The following is a 14,713-nucleotide window of genomic DNA, read 5'->3' as shown; positions in this document are numbered from 1 at the left end:
GAGATGTTGTGCCCCCTGCTTCCCGCACCTCGCGGCGCCGACCCGGCCGGACGCTGAGCGCTGCCGTACTGGCACTGTCGCTGCTGCTGACCGGCGCGATGACCGCGTGCAGCGATCCCGAGCAGGCCCCGACCGACGGCGCGGTCCGGCTCTCGATCTTCTGGTGGGGCGGGGAGAAGCGGGCCGAGCTGACCGAGCGGGCGCTCCAGCTCTACTCGTCCCGGCACCCCGACGTCACCTTCCAGGTCACCTGGCAGGGCAACACCGGCTACTACGACCGCCTGTCCAGTGAGGCGGCCGGTGGCAACCCGCCCGACCTGTTCCAGATCGACGACACCTACCTGACCGAGTACGCCGAGCGCGAGATCGTGCTCGACCTGAGCGAGTACGTCCGTGACGACCGGATCGACCTGACCGGGCTCCCGCCCAGCCTGGCCCAGTACGGTCAGCTCGGCGGTCAGACGATGGCGGTCGCGGCTGCCGAGAACACCCCCGGTCTGATCTACAACCGCAGCCTGTTGAAGCGGCTGGACCTGCCCGAGCCGTACGTCGGCATGCCGTACGACGAGTTCGTCGACTGGGCGGTCGACGTGACCGAGGAGACCGACGGGAAGGTCGCCGGCACGATGGACCCGTCGGCCGACTACAAGGCGCTCTGGCTGTGGCTGCGGGGACAGAACAAGGAGCTCTACCGAGGTCGGCAGCTCGGTTTTACCGAAGCCGACCTCACCCGCTGGTTCGACCTGTGGAAGAACGCGCGAGCCGACCGGGCCACCCCGTCGGCGGCGGTGATCGCCGGGGCCAACAGCGGTGACGTCACCCGCCAGCTCGTCGCCACCGGCAAGGCCGCCACCAGCTTCATGTGGTCCAACCAACTGCCCGAGTTGCAGAAGCTGACCAAGGACGAGCTCGCCGTGGTCACCTATCCCGGCACACCCAAGGCCCAGTGGGCGCGGGCGTCGATGTACTGGGCCGCCTTCCGGGGCACCCGGCACCCCGACGTGGTGGCCGACGTGATCAACTTCCTGGTCAACGATGTGGAGGCCGGACAGATCCTCGGCACCGAGCGCGGCCTGAGCGCCAACCTGTCGGTCCGCTCGTACGTCGAGCAGTCGTTGACCGACGAGAGCATGAAGAGCACGGCGAGGTTCGAGACCTCGATGGTCGACCGGTTCGGGTCGGCCCCGACGCCACCGCCCCGGGGACACGCGAAGATCCGGGCACTTCTGATCACCACGGCGGAGACCGCCCAGAGCGGTAAGGCCACCTCCAAGCAGGCGGCAGCCGCCTTCGTCAGCCAGGCCAACGCCGTGCTGGCCGGCGGCTGAGCCGCTCACCGGGCAGGGGCGGGCCGGGACGAGAGACCGGCAGGATCAGACCGGGACCGGAGACCCGCCTCGCGGCCTGGTCACCGCCGGCCGGATCGGCGCCGGAGCAGCAGCACCAGCAGCAGCACGATCACCACCACGACCACGCTGCAACAGACCAGGCCGAAGATTCCGAGGCCGGCACCACCCCGGCGCCGACCCCGGGCCGCCTCCACCACTAGCTGCCCGGTGTCGGACGAGGCCCAGGCGGCGACCGGTACGAACACCGCCAGGCTCACCGTGCTGACGACGGCACCCAACCTTGCCCACCACTTGCCAAGAGAAGCCATGACTACATCCTCGGTGTTGGGCGCAACCCGTACGGGCCGCTCGCTCGATTCGGACAGGGGGCGCACCTTGCTACGGGCGCAGTGGCCGGATCGCCTGCCAGGACGGGTCGTAGCGGGTCCGGACACGTACTCGACCGTGCTCCCAGCCCCGGACCGCCTCCCGTACCGGCTCGACCACCGCGGCGCCCGTCTCGGCGTACAGGTGGAAGACCCGGCGGCCGGCGGAGGTCTCGTGGGCGACCAACGTCGCTCCCCCGGCCGTCGCCGTGATCCGTTCCTCCAGCCGCCCCAGCGCGCCGAGGGCGGCCTCGGTCGGCAGCCCGGTCTCCCGCCCCGCCGGGTACGGCACCACGACCTCCACGTGGGTGTCGAGCCTCGGCCAGCGCACCGGCTTGAGCGGAAGCCGGACGGCGGCGAGCTGTGGTCGACCACCGGCCAGGGTCCGCTCCAACGGCACCCAGGTGGTGTCCCGCAGTCGCCGGGCGAGCTGGGCCACCACCGCGACGAGGGCCTCCCCCGACTCGGCCCGGGGCGGCAGGGTCACGCTCACCTCGACCGTGCCCACCCACAACTCGACCGCGACCTCGCCGAGCAGCCAGTCCAGGGCGAGGAAGGCCACCCGCAGCCGGTCCGGTTCGGTGAGCCGGCCGAAATCGGGATGGTGTACGGCGACGTCCACCTCGTAGCGATCGGCGTCGATCCGACAGTCGAACCGCAGCTCGGGGAGCTTGACCTCGTGCCCGGAGACGGTCAACGCCGCCGAGAGCGAGTTCGGGTCGGGCTGGCGGGTCGAGTGGTACTCCCAGCGCTGGTCAGCCTCGGGAGCGGCCCGGCGCCACCGCTCGGCGACCGCCCGCAGCCTCGGTACGCCCGCCGCCGAGAGCACCAGGGCGTGTCCGGCCCGCGAGCCCTGGGTGAATTCCCACTCCAGCTCCTTGTCGATCGCCCTCACCTGGCGACTCACCTCGGTGACGAGCGCGGCCGACCAGGCGCCGTCCGCGATGGCCACCTCGACCCGGGAACGCGCCCCGGACCACCACCGCCAGAATTCCGCGATCGTCCGATCGGTATTCCTGTGCCGGCGTGAGAACAGCATGGCAACGGAGCGTACGACCGATCACCACTTCTGTTGATCGGCCGATCAGCCGGACTCGCTGATGGACGCCAATTTCTTCACCCGGACCGACATGCCGGACCACCCGATCCGTCCAATGTCGGCAGCCTGTGCCGTCACCCGAAAGGTGCAATGGGATTCGCCGGTAACCAGGCACGGACCGGATGATCCCGGATAGCCTCGCGATATCGGTCCGAATCCGATTCGCGTTCGTCCGGATCAGTTCGGAGCGCCCGAATCCCGGTGCCGCGCCGGGGTGCCGGTACCGCCTGCACAATCCCGAACCAGCCGTCCCACGACCCCGGAACCCCGAACCAGCCGTCCCACGACCCCGGAACTCCGAATCAGCCGTCCCGCAATCCCGGTACAGAGCTGTCCCGACCGTTCGGCGCCGAGGGGGTGCACCGTGCCCGCATGGTCGCTGTCGAGCCGACCACGAACCAGCCGACCTTGGTCGGCGACCCGTACGGGCGGGATCCGCGCGTACCCCGCCACACGGCGCGGTGGTGGGCCGCTGGCCGTGCTCCCGGCCGTACAGCGGTCGATCCTGCGCAGCCTGGCGCTGACCGGGACACCGGGCGAGCTGTGGTTCGTCGAACGGATGGTCCGGCGGTCCGGGCCGGTGCTGGACCACGACATCGACGCGCTGATCGCCCGCGACCTGCTCCGGGACACCGCCGACGGGCTGCGTCTGCCCGATGGCGCGCTGCGGCGGGCGGTGATCCGGGGCACCCCGCCGTCGCTGCGAACGGCGATCCGGGTCCGCGCCGCCGCGATCCTGGCCGACTCGTCCCCCACCCGGGCGACCAGGTTGGTCCTGCGGGCGCTCAACCTCGGCTGGCCCGTCCACGTCGGCCGGGCGGAGTCCGCGCCGCCCGGTGCCCGACCGGGGGCCGGCACGGGACGGATCGACTTCGACCTCGTCACCCGGCTCACCACCGACGCCTCGGTCGACCCCTCGGTCGCGGCGGACCTGCTGCTCGCCATCCGGAGCCACTTCGGCGCGGCCATCGATCCGGGACACCGGCGGTTGTGGTTGCCCACGCTGGTGGACCACCTGATGCTCGCCGGGCGTACCGAACAGGCGTTGGCCGTACTGACCGAGGAGATCGCGGTCGACCGGGACGGGCCGGCGGAACGCGCGGTCCTGCTCGGTCGGCTGGGAGCCTGGCACAGCGACGGGCGCCCGGCCCTCGCCCTCGGGTACCTGCGCCGCGCCCTGGCCCAGGAAGGGGTCGGACCGACCCACCGGTCCTGGCTGCTGACCACCCTCGCGGTCACCGCCGGCCCGCTCGGCGCGCCCGACCCGGCGGCGGTCACCGGTCCGCCTGGTCATTCCGGCGGGGCGGCGGGGAGCGGCGGGGCGGACGCCCGGCGGGTACCGACCGACCCTGCCGACCTGCTCGCCGAGGCGGAACGGGCCGAACGCCGGATGCCCGCCCCGGGCGGCACGGTCCGGCTGGCCCTGGCCCGCGCCGGCTACGCGTTGGCCCGTGGCGACCTGCCCTCGGCCCGGCGGGCGCTGGACCGGGTGGACCCGGACCTGCCCGCGTCCCGGGCCCCGGCGGCCCTGCTCCGGGTCTACCGGATCGCGACCCGGATCGCGCTGGGCGAGTTCGACGACGCGAGAAGTGGCATCACCGCCGCCAGCGTCGAGGTGGGGCAGCTCGGCGCCGTGGTCGAGCCGATGCTCGACGCGCTCGACTGCCTGCTCCGGGTCAGCCTGGGCGAACTGCCGGAGGCCGAGACACGCACGCGGCTCGCGCTGCTCGCGCGTCCGCACCGGCAACCGCCCGAGGAGGTACGGCTCGAACTGCTCTCGGTACGGGTCGAGGTGCTCTTCCGCCGGGGTGAGCTGGACCGGGCAAGAGCCCTGCTCGACGCGGAGCGGCCGGCCAGCGGCTGGCCGGACCTGATGTCGTGGGTCCGGCTGGGTTGCGCGGCGGCGGGCGATCCCGAGCCGGCCCGGCACGCCTCGTTGCTCCAAGGAACCGTGGCCGGGCTCGGCCACTCGCTGGCGCAACTGGTCCGCCTCCCCGCACGGGGACCGCGCCTGGTCCGGGCGCTGCTCTGGCTCGGCGAACCGGCACTGGCGCGTACCGTCGCCGGGCAACTGGCGACCGTCGCGGACCTGGTCGACAACCCGCTCTGGCGGGGCGTCGCCGCCCACGCGGCCGGGCTGGTCGAACGCGACCCGGTCAGGTTGCGGGAGGGCGTCTCCCGGCTGCGGAGCACGTCGGCCCGCCCGGCACTGGCCGACGCACTGCTCGACCTCGCCCGACTGCCCGCGCTGGCGCCGGCCGAGTCCGCCGCCGCCGCGCAGGAGAGCGCCGCGCTCTACGGCCGGATCGGCGCCGACGGCGACCAGTCGCTGGCCCAACGGCACCTGCGGGTCCTCGGCCAGACGCCACAGCGGCCCCGTTCCGCCCGACCCCGGACCGGCCTCGACTCGCTGACCGGTGGCGAGCTACGGGTGGCGAGCCTGCTCGCGGCCGGGGCGACAAAACAGCAGGCGGCGGCCCGGTTGTTCATCTCCTTCCACACGGTCGACAGTCATCTGCGCGCGGTCTACGCCAAGCTCGGCATCCGCAGCCGGCTGGAGCTGGCCCGGATCTGGCGGGGCAACCCGCCCGAGCCGCCGACGGATGGGACCTGACCGCTCAACCCGTCCCGAGGGTGTCCTCGGAACGGGTGTCCTCGGAACGGGTGTCCTCGGACGCGGCAACCACCCCCGAGGAGCGGGCGCCGCCGCGATCTGCCGTCAGCGCACCACCGGCTGCTTTGTCTTCGGCAGTGCCTCGATCATCTCGCGCGGCAGGTTCAGCGTGGCCGCGGTGATTTCGGGCGGGGTGTTCGCCATCCACTGCGCCAACGAGATGTCCTCGAACCGAGGGTTGCGGAACATCTCCAGGAAGCGCAGCGGCTCGTCGCCGAGGTTCTCGATGTAGTGGCCGTACGCGAAGGGCACGTAGCCGACGTCGCCGGCCTGGTAGTTGAACGTACGGTTCAGGCCGGTGCTGGCGAACACCCCCATCCGGCCGAACCCGGAGATGTAGTACTGCCACTCGTCGTCGGTCGGGTGCCAGTGCAGCTCCCGCATCCCGCCCGGCTCGATCTCGACCAGGGCGGCGCAGATCGTGTTCGCGGCAGCGAAGTTGGTCTGGTCGACGATCCGCACCGAACCGCCCTTGAACCGCTGCGGGGCCTGGGCGAGCATCCGGTGTTTGAACGTACGCGGCACGTCGCCGGTCGGGCTCACCACGCGGTCGGCGTCGAGTACGGGCGGCACCTGGCCGGAGAAGATGTACTTCTCCCGTTCGGGCAGGTTCTCCAACTGGTCCACCGTCCAGCCGAAGTTCTTGGCCAGCACGCTCTTCGGCACGTGCGCGAAGAAGTCGCTGATCAGGAAGGTGCCGTTCTCCGAGAACGCGCCGTCGTCGAAGACCAGCAGGAACTCCACCCCGTCGGCGAGCGCCTGGATGTGGTGCGGCACCCCCTTGGGGAAGAACCACAGGTCGCCCTGCTGTACGTCGTCGAGGAAGTTGCGCCCCTCCTGGTCGACCGCGCTGATCCGGCAACTGCCGGCCAGCACGTACGCCCACTCGGACTGCTGGTGCCAGTGCAGCTCGCGGTAGGCACCCGGTTCGAGCTTCATGTCCACCCCGGAGAGCTGGGTGGCGATCGGTAGCTCGCGCTGGGTCACCTCGCGGGTCCAACCGCCCTTCTCCAGTCGGGTGTGCGCCATCGAGAAGGAGAACTTCAGGTTCGGTACGGTGCCGTTGTCGCTGGCCGGCGGCACGAGCAGGTCGGGGTTCTGCCGGTCCAGCTCGACGTTGCGCGGGCCGGGGTCGAGACCGCCCTGGTCACCTCGGCTGGGCTGGGGCACGTCCGGACGTGTCGAGTCGGGCATGGAGGTGTGTCCCTTCGGATCGGCGCCGCACGGGCTGCGGCGGGGATGGCAGGAAGAACAGGGCGCGGACCAGGCTCGGCCCGTCCGCGACGGCGACGGCCGCGACAATCGCGGCGCAGGTGACGAGCAGCACGGCAACTGCCCACCAGGAGACGCCGGCCCAGGTCCCGGCGCCGGCCAGGGCCGCGCAGGCCACGAGCTTGACCCTGGTACGGACCAGCGGAGTCGGGTCGGACGAGGGATTCGGCACGGAGTGCTCCTGTCGACGGCGTGCGATCGGTCAGCGGATGGCCGGCGGGTGCTCGCTCAGAGGAACAGGACCACCGGCAGGCTGAGGCCGAGCAGCGCGACCACGGCCCCGGCCACCGCCGCCACCCGTGTGGTGAGCGGCGCGTTGACCAGCGGCCCCATCACCTCTCGGTCGCGGCAGAAGAAGACGAGCAGGAAGAGCGCCACCGGTACGCCGAGCGAGATCACCACCTGGCTGAGGATCAGCAGGGCGGTCAGCGGCGCCCCGAGGACCAGGGCGAGCACCGCCGGGGTCATGGTCACCAGTCGACGCAGGTGCACCGGGACCCGCCGGGCCAGGAAGCCGCTCATCACCACGTCCCCGGCGAGGGTGCCGACGCCGGACGAGGAGAGCCCCGACGAGAGCAGCGCGATCGCGAAGGCCAGTGCGGCGGCCCCGCCGACCTGCGTGGCCAGGTGCTCGTGTGCCTCGAAGAGATCTCCGGTCCAGCCACCGGCGGTCGCCGCGCCGAGTCCCGCGCCGAGGGCGATCATCGACACGTTGACCAGGGTGGCCGCGCCGAGACCGACGACGCAGTCCAGGCGGAGCGCGCGACGTACCTGGCGGTGCTCGGCGCGGGCGACGGCCGCCTTCGGACCCCGGTCCTGGACCAGGGCCGAGTGCAGGTAGACCGCGTGCGGCATCACCGTCGCGCCGACGATGCCCATGGCGAGCACCAGCGACTCGGCACCGTCCAGCCGGGGCACCAGACCACCGGCCAGTCCGGCGGTCGACTGGTGGCCGACCACCAGCAGGTCGTAGCCGATGCCGGTGCCGATCAGCAGCAGCGCGGCGGCGCTCATCAGTTCGAAGCGTCGGGTCCGGCCCCGGCGACGCAGTTCGAGCAGGAGCAGCGACGCCACGGCCGTCACCACCGCGGAGAGTGTGGGCGGCAGGCCGAAGAGCAGGTGCATGCCGATCGCGGCTCCGACGAATTCCGCCAGGTCGGTGGCGAGCACCACCACCTCGGCCTGGAGCCAGAGCATTCGGTTGCCCCAGCGCGGCAGCCGCGCCCGGCACAGACGTGGCAGGCTCTGCCCGGTTGCCAGACCGAGTTTCGCCGCCTGGAACTGGACCAGGATGGCGACCAGACTCGCCGCCACCACGACCCAGACGAGCAGGTAGCCGGAGGTCGCACCGGCGGTCAGGTTGGTCGCCACGTTGCCCGGGTCGACGTACGCGATCGCCGCGACCAGGGCCGGGCCCAGCATCGGGGTGAGACGCGAGCGACGGCGAACCGCTACCGGTACCGCCTCCGCCTCGGGGGCCAGAGCATCAGTGGTCATCACCCGATCGTGGCCGCCCGAACGGGTGAGCACATCGCGCGATCGCGGGGGATTTACCCGGGTTGTCCAGCACGGAAGGGACGCAGTCCGGAAACGCGAAATGCCCGGGACAAGTCCCGGGCATTTCGTTTGGTAGCGGGGACAGGATTTGAACCTGCGACCTCTGGGTTATGAGCCCAGCCAAGTGGTCGAGAGCCGAGCTGTTTCGGGCTATTTTCGCAGGTCAAGCCTGTTGTTCGATGATCCCTCATGATGCCTGACGCCGCCTCGTGGTGGGACGTCTGCCCGGAATTTGCCCGGAAGATGATCTTGGAACATGTCCGTCAATATCGAAAATCATCGACACGGCCCATCATCATCTCGACTTAATCGATCGAAGCTTCACGATTCGCGGGAGCGGCATCGATGACGGACGCGGCCGGCGACTCGATAGATGTCAGCCAGCCGGAGGGCAATCGTCCCGAGCCTCTGTACGGCCGGGCCCATCAGGTCGGGCGGCCCGGCACTGCGATGCGATGTCTGCGGAAAAGGTCATCGAAGAAGGTGGTAAGCATCGCCCGAACCTCTCCCTTGTTCTCTCCCCGTAGATCGTTCGCTCCGAACCGGTACACCTCGTACCCGGCGAGGGTGAGGTCACGGGTCTGGGCCATGGTGTGCGCATAGCGGTCACCATCGGGGAACCACCGGCGTTGCTTCGGCGCTACCTCGCGCTCGCTCGCGTAGTGCGTCTGGCCGTCGACCTCCAGGACGATCCTCGCGCCGGCCGGCGCGAGGATGAGGAAGTCCATGCGGAATTGCAGGAGCGCGTCCTTGCCGCGGGTCCTCACGGTCTTCGGGTCCCAGTGCCGCCAAACCTCAGGCAGCAGTGCGGGAAGATCCTGCAGGGCGTCGCGGTAGATCTGGTGGTACAGCATGAACAGAAGGGTCTGCGGCGGGGAGTCCTCAGGCAGGCTCTGGCCGAGCCGCTGCCACAGCTCCCTCTTAGCCTGTGCATCGTCATCCAGTTGGTGGTTGTCCTTCCACCATGCCTGCAGCTCACGCCAGCGGAGGCCGTCAGAGCCAATCGGGCGGTCGTAGACAAGTACGTCTTCCGCCCGATCTACGACCTCAAGGTCGTTATCAATGGCGTCGATGAGCCGGAGGTCCGGCTTCCGAGGGGAAGCGAAGATAAGTTGCTTGGGCCGGCCTGCTCGCGAGCGGATCGCCACCAGCTCGAAGGTGGGGTATCCGTCGGCGCTGCCCATCTCGCGCAGCTCAAGGCCGACACCAGCGAGCACTGGGTTGATCGCATCGACCAGCTGACGCTGTGCCTCCTCGTCGGGCACCGTCTCGCCCGAGACGACGCCCTCAAGAAAGAGCGCGAACCTGCGGTCGGAGGCGTCGACCGCTCCGAGCTCGTCGAACAACTGCTCGACCGTCCAGTCCTCATTGCGGTGGAAGTGCCGGTCGATCTGACCGCCGAGGCTGTGGTCGTCCACGCCGAAAGTAATCCCGCCGCGGCCGAGGTCGAACAGCGTGCCCAGCAACGCGCGGAAGCGCTGGTAGTGGTCGGTCAGAATCCATCCCGGCAGGGTCCGGGCGATGTCACGGCGGGTCCGCTTCTCGATCTTGGGGTGCTGTTCTTCCGCCCAGACCAAGTCTTGGACGGCCATACGATCGAGCATGTGGAGCCATGTGCCCTGGTTCAGCAGGCCGATGGCGACCTCGTGAAGCCGATCGTCAGGGACCGCTGCGGCGCTGCGCTCGGCCCTCGTGGCCTTGCTGCCATCCCCTTGAGACGGCGGCAAGCCAGCCGCGACCAGGTCCCTGTCGAGCTTCGCAATGGTGCTTGCCTCGGCTATCGCGTAAGCGCCCCTGAGTACGGTGTCGCGCAGCGCATCGACAGCTGCTTGGTCTGCCATCGTCCGATTCTTGCAGCTAGTGCGACAAGACCTCGGCCCTCGGTTGACCGGTTGCGGTCGTCATTGCTGGCTTCGGGTGTCGAGGGTCTGGACTGCGGCGGGCCCAGGGTGCTCGATGGCTGTGACGGTCGGGTGTTCGTAGCTGAAGTCGACCTCGGCGATGTCTTGGCGGTACTCGGCGGGGACCTCGTTGTCGGCGATGATCATCTGAAGCCTGCCGGGCACGCTGCCGGCGAGTCCGCGCAGGCGGCTGTAGAGCGCCGCGGCGAGCGTTTCGGCGGTGTTGAGCGCCATTCGTGGGCTGTCGATGAGCAGGAATGCCGGGTAGAAGGTGTCGCCGCGTCGGATGGCAACGGCGAGCAGCGAGCTCCAGTAGGCGATTTGGGTTGCGGTGATGATGCCACCGCCCTTGCTGACCTTGCTGTAGACCTGACCGTTGAGCAGCGGGAGGTAGCTGGTGGGGTGGATGCTGGCTGTCTCGATGCTCGGCACGCCGATGTTGTGGATGGTTTCCTGGAACTCGGTGTTGAGTTCGTCGAAGATGGCCTTGCGGCGATCCTTGATGTCGGCCTCGAATCGGGCGATGCGCGCCTTGGCCCGGTCGCGTTCGGCTCGGAGCGCGTCCTCGGTGGCAGTGAGGTCGTCAACGCGGTCCCACTGCCGCAGCGTGGTTTCCAATTCTCTCTGACGGGACCGGGCGTGTGCGAGGGCGTCGGCGGCGTCGGTGAAGGCTTGCAGCCGTGGAGTGACTCGTTGCGCCGTGCGCGCGTCGATATCGATGGTGAGCTTCTTGATCAGCGCCTCGCGGTCGGCGAGAGCGTGGTTGAGGACGTCGAATTGGTCGGCGATGGCCGCGAGTTGGTCGTCCATCTCCTCCAGCTGGCTGGCGAGCTGCCTGGACTCGTACTGGTCGTCGTCTTGAGCGCCCGGCACGGGATCGGGTTGTAGGCATACTCGGCAGGTGCCGTCGGGCACCACCCGGCCGGTGAGTGACTGCATGCACCGGGGGCAGTGCACGAATTCGATGTTGGCGAGCCGTTCGCCTGCGTCTCGCATCCGGTGTAGCCGGGCCAGGTCGGACTGTACTCGGCGTCTTTCGAGGGTGTACTCCTTCTGTTGCCGGATCAGCATGGTGATGTCCGATTTCACGTCCGCCAGCCGTCGTTCAGTTTCGGTGAGCAGGTCCCTCAGGACTTGCGTCTCGCGGTCGGTGACTGGGTCGATCGCCTCCCGCAGAACCCGTAGCCGCGCCTCGGCGGCGATCTGCTCGTTGGTAGCGTCCGTGAAGGCGCTCAGCGCCTCCTCCTTCCCGGTCGTGTGTGTGCCGCGAAGGAAGTTGCGGATCGTCGCGCTCTCAAGTTCGGCGGTGGCCAGCTCGCCGTTGAGCCGGTTGACCTCGGAGCGCAGGGCGAGGATGCCCGCGTTGGTCAGCGCGAACAACAGCTCGAACACGGCCTTGCGCTTTGACTCAAGGTAGTTGTCAGTGCTGTTGGCGATGTCGCGGTTCATGTCGGACTGGGCGACGTACAGGTATCCGAAGATGTCGTTGAACGTGATACGGCTGCCTGTGTTTGTGCTGGCCCCTGTACGGGCGGCGGCGCGCATCTCGTCTGAGAAGCCGAGCGCGGTCATCAGCAGGGTGCTGAGGTTCGGCGTCTTTGCCGGGTCGACGCTGTGGTCGGGGAGGCGTTCTTGCAGTCGCAGGTCCGTGACGCGGACGGAACGGCGTTTGGTGGCGTCGATGCTGCGGACGATGGAGAAGTGCGAGGCGCCGACTATGACGTCCAGGGTGACATCGTTGACGTAATCGGTCACGACGGGAGCGAGCACGCCATCGCCGCCGAAGCCGTACTTGATCAATTCGAGGAGGGTGGTCTTGCCGACGCCGGTCGGTCCGGCCAGGATCGTCAGGTCCGCTGGGAAGGTGTGACGGACGGGTCCCTCGACGGTGTCGAGGACGACGGCGTTGAGCCTGAACGCGGTGGTCAACGGATCACCTGCCGGTGCGGACGGTCCATGAGGTCGGCGAGCCTTTGGTAGATGAGGTCCTTCAGTGCGTTGCCGGTCAGGCCGCCGGCTGCCTCGGCAATCGCCCGGCAGCGGTCGGCGATTTCGTTCCACGCGGTGGTGGCGGCCAGGTCATGCGCCAGGGTGCGGCCGGCGGGGGTTGGCGCGAGCGCCACGCTGCCTTGGCGTCCCCTGGCGTAGCGGAGCAGACCCCGCCCCACGAGCGCGCCGATGATGGCGTAATACCGGTCATCCCAGGGGCCATATTTGTAGCGAGTCATCGGGGCCTCGACGGATGTCGGTTCGCTGATGTCGGCGTCGGTCAGATGCAGCCGCCGGTCGTGGACATCGAGTTCGTCCAGCACTTCCGACGCGAGCGCGGGGTATCGCAGCAGGAAGTCGAGCTTCGCAAGTTTCGTCAGACCGTCGAGCTTGCCGCTGTGTCCGGTGGTCGCGGCGACCGTGCTGACGAGCAGCAGTACGCGAGCCTGATGGTAGGCAAGGTCGTCGCGCAGCATCGCGAGTTCGGCGGCGTCGAAGGGATCGGTCATTGCCTGGTCCCTCGCTGGTCCCGCATCCTGGCAATCTCGGCGTCGATGTCGAAGCGTTCGCTGAACCAGACCTGGCACCGGTTCGACAGCTCGCAGATGCCGCCGAGCGCTAGTTCGACATCCATGTCAGGGGGAATCGTTCCGGTGGGCGCGGCGTCTAGTTGGCGCTGCAGCTCGCTCCACAGCGCGGTCCCCCATGGTCCGGACCGGGTAGCGACGGCTGAGGTTGCCGTGTCGCTGATGCGCAGTAGCGAGCGCCGCAGGCGTGCCTGCTCGGTGCGAGCCATCGGGTCGACGGCCGTCCGGTCACGCCAGAAGTCCTGGTAGTCCAGGCGCAACTGTTCGGCGCGTTCAACTGTGTTGTCCGAACACTCGCCGACGGTCATCTTGGTCGCCAAGCGGCTGCTGCGCGTCATCCTGGGAAGCGGCTGAAATCCTTCGGGAGACGCCATGGCAGCGCGGACCGCGACGTCGATGTCGACCAGCGCGACGATCCGGGCGGCCAGGTTCCGTTCAAGGTCTGAGGAGTTGGGTGGGGTGGCGCCCAAAGGATTGGCGAGAACGATCGGCAGGCCAGCGTTCGGTGTCGGGCCCGCCGCACGCATCCGTGCGCGGAACAACGACAGTACCGCCCCCCAAACGGCGTCCGCCGACGTCGTGCTGCCCAGCCGGTTCAGAACGGGGCGGGCGTACATGCTCGGCGCCGCGTACCCGACGTAGTCCTTACGGGGACCGTGCTCGATGTTGAGTACCGACAGAAAGCGTGCGATTTGCTGACGCTGTTCGCTGGTCGGCACTGAATCAACGTCGCTTGTCGGATCCGGCCGCCACAGCTCGCTGAGACCAGCGCAGTGCTTGAGCAATGCCTTGCCCAGTCCGTTTAGCAGATCCTCGACCTCACCGTCGACGATCAGCAGTTGTCCGGCGAGCCTGCTGTCCCGGAGCTGCTCAACGACTGGCATGAGCTGTTTCGGGGGGCCATCCAGCCCGGCGGTGGTGACGAGCCGGCACGTCGTTCTCTCGTGCGTAGCAAGCCACCGGTTGAACAGGTGGGCCAGACCCCCATCGTCGGCCAGGGAGTTCATGGTCGTGTACGCGCCGTACGACAGACCAGGATGCTTCGCCGAAACCAACTCCGCATCCTCGCCACGGATCAACACCCAGTCCTCATGGCGTTCGCAGAGGATCCGGCAGTCATCGCCGGCGTCGAGCTGGCCGTCGGTACTCAAGCCCTCGAGATACAGCCGGAGCCCATCCGCAGCGGCCATCACCGCCTGCCACTCGTACAGATCGGCCGTCCTCGCGCCCGCATCGTCCGTCGGTGGCACGGTCACCACCAGTTCGGCCGCCGATAGGCCGGATTCTCTAGGCCACATGACACCCGCAAGATCCTCGATGATCAAGATTGCACGAACCGGTCCAGTGATCGCTTCGACAGTTTGGCCGCAACACCCCGTCGCGGCCGACAACTGTCGTCATACTGACATTGAAGACCTTCCAGGTTGCCCCACTATCGATGCTGCGGTCCTGCTCGTCCGCAGTCATTCCGCCAATATGGCGATCTGCCCCAGAGGCCACCTCGCAGCCAGCACCGGTCGTGGGACGAAGGTGAGATCGGCATCAATCGTCCTAGAATGAATTAGAACCAGCCGTTATGCTAGATCTAGGCAGTCGCATCCACTCGCCTCGAGTTGGCCAGTACACGTGCAGCCGCGCGCCCCCGCCCTGGCCAAACCCCTTACTCAGCAATCCTGCTGTCGCCGCGCGGCCCGGAATTTCGTCGTATGTCGCGGCCAGCCGCGCTGACGCAACCGGAGTTGCCGGTGCGCGCCGATCGGTCCTCGCTGGCCACCTGTTCCCGCATGCCGCGTCTCCCGGGGAGGCGAAGGTGCTTGCCGCTCCCGGTAGGTGCGGCGCTTGGGGGGGGGGGGGGGGGGGGGGGGGGGGGGGGGGGGCGGGGGGGGGGGGGGGGGGGGGGGGGGCGGGGGGCGGGGGCGG

At 69.1% G+C, this 14,713-nt stretch carries 11 protein-coding genes; 2 read left to right on the top strand and 9 right to left on the bottom strand.

Going from position 1 to position 14,713, the window contains the following annotated elements; all coding sequences use genetic code 11:
• Positions 1-8: 8 nt before the first annotated feature.
• A complete protein-coding gene (locus tag ACI2K4_RS22490; RefSeq protein WP_404513869.1) occupies positions 9-1,328 on the top strand; it encodes an ABC transporter substrate-binding protein in 1,320 nt (439 codons plus the stop codon).
• An 80-nt stretch (positions 1,329-1,408) separates the two neighbouring features.
• Here ACI2K4_RS22490 and ACI2K4_RS22485 read toward each other — a convergent pair whose 3' ends face one another.
• Together ACI2K4_RS22485 and ACI2K4_RS22480 are read right to left on the bottom strand one after the other, a co-directional pair.
• A complete protein-coding gene (locus ACI2K4_RS22485) occupies positions 1,409-1,657 on the bottom strand; it encodes a hypothetical protein (RefSeq protein ID WP_404513867.1) in 249 nt (82 codons plus the stop codon).
• Between the two features lie 70 nt (positions 1,658-1,727).
• Positions 1,728-2,753, bottom strand: a complete 1,026-nt coding sequence (locus ACI2K4_RS22480; RefSeq protein WP_404513865.1) for a DUF695 domain-containing protein — start codon at positions 2,751-2,753, stop codon at positions 1,728-1,730.
• Positions 2,754-3,291: 538 nt separating this feature from the next.
• Here ACI2K4_RS22480 and ACI2K4_RS22475 point away from each other — a divergent pair.
• Entirely contained in the window at positions 3,292-5,427 is a 2,136-nt protein-coding gene (locus ACI2K4_RS22475) for a LuxR C-terminal-related transcriptional regulator (protein ID WP_404513863.1), read from the top strand.
• 105 nt (positions 5,428-5,532) lie between these two features.
• Here the strand turns inward: ACI2K4_RS22475 and ACI2K4_RS22470 are convergent, their stop codons facing one another.
• The 7 genes from ACI2K4_RS22470 to ACI2K4_RS22440 all read right to left on the bottom strand — a co-directional run bounded on the left by ACI2K4_RS22470 (position 5,533) and on the right by ACI2K4_RS22440 (position 14,118).
• Positions 5,533-6,681 (bottom strand): oxalate decarboxylase family bicupin, encoded by a 1,149-nt coding sequence (locus ACI2K4_RS22470; protein WP_404513861.1) that lies wholly within the window; start codon positions 6,679-6,681, stop codon positions 5,533-5,535.
• Positions 6,635-6,931: a hypothetical protein gene (locus ACI2K4_RS22465; RefSeq protein ID WP_404513859.1), complete on the bottom strand. Its 297-nt coding sequence runs from the start codon at positions 6,929-6,931 to the stop codon at positions 6,635-6,637. The genes ACI2K4_RS22470 and ACI2K4_RS22465 overlap by 47 nt, the downstream gene beginning before the upstream one ends.
• A gap of 56 nt (positions 6,932-6,987) precedes the next feature.
• Complete coding sequence (locus ACI2K4_RS22460) at positions 6,988-8,256, bottom strand: Nramp family divalent metal transporter (RefSeq protein ID WP_404513857.1); 1,269 nt, start codon at positions 8,254-8,256, stop codon at positions 6,988-6,990.
• Positions 8,257-8,741: 485 nt separating this feature from the next.
• Positions 8,742-10,157, bottom strand: a complete 1,416-nt coding sequence (locus tag ACI2K4_RS22455) for a hypothetical protein (RefSeq protein WP_404513855.1) — start codon at positions 10,155-10,157, stop codon at positions 8,742-8,744.
• Between the two features lie 60 nt (positions 10,158-10,217).
• Complete coding sequence (locus ACI2K4_RS22450; RefSeq protein WP_404513853.1) at positions 10,218-12,146, bottom strand: hypothetical protein; 1,929 nt, start codon at positions 12,144-12,146, stop codon at positions 10,218-10,220.
• Positions 12,143-12,715, bottom strand: a complete 573-nt coding sequence (locus tag ACI2K4_RS22445) for a hypothetical protein (RefSeq protein WP_404513851.1) — start codon at positions 12,713-12,715, stop codon at positions 12,143-12,145. Before ACI2K4_RS22445 ends, ACI2K4_RS22450 begins: the two co-directional genes overlap by 4 nt.
• Positions 12,712-14,118, bottom strand: a complete 1,407-nt coding sequence (locus ACI2K4_RS22440; protein WP_404513849.1) for a hypothetical protein — start codon at positions 14,116-14,118, stop codon at positions 12,712-12,714. The genes ACI2K4_RS22445 and ACI2K4_RS22440 overlap by 4 nt, the downstream gene beginning before the upstream one ends.
• Positions 14,119-14,713: the final 595 nt, after the last annotated feature.

Source organism: Micromonospora sp. NPDC050397, assembly GCF_044901685.1.
In the GTDB taxonomy this organism is placed as follows: Bacteria; Actinomycetota; Actinomycetes; order Mycobacteriales; family Micromonosporaceae; genus Micromonospora_G.
This window is presented reverse-complemented; position numbering and strand designations above follow the sequence as displayed.

What these genes read in the sequence shown, in the direction of transcription:
- ACI2K4_RS22485 (WP_404513867.1), bottom strand. Translation starts at nt 1,657, where the DNA reads ATGGCTTCTCTTGGCAAGTGGTGGGCAAGGTTGGGTGCCGTCGTCAGC.
- ACI2K4_RS22480 (WP_404513865.1), bottom strand. Translation starts at nt 2,753, where the DNA reads ATGCTGTTCTCACGCCGGCACAGGAATACCGATCGGACGATCGCGGAA.
- ACI2K4_RS22470 (WP_404513861.1), bottom strand. Translation starts at nt 6,681, where the DNA reads ATGCCCGACTCGACACGTCCGGACGTGCCCCAGCCCAGCCGAGGTGAC.
- ACI2K4_RS22460 (WP_404513857.1), bottom strand. Translation starts at nt 8,256, where the DNA reads ATGACCACTGATGCTCTGGCCCCCGAGGCGGAGGCGGTACCGGTAGCG.
- ACI2K4_RS22455 (WP_404513855.1), bottom strand. Translation starts at nt 10,157, where the DNA reads ATGGCAGACCAAGCAGCTGTCGATGCGCTGCGCGACACCGTACTCAGG.
- ACI2K4_RS22445 (WP_404513851.1), bottom strand. Translation starts at nt 12,715, where the DNA reads ATGACCGATCCCTTCGACGCCGCCGAACTCGCGATGCTGCGCGACGAC.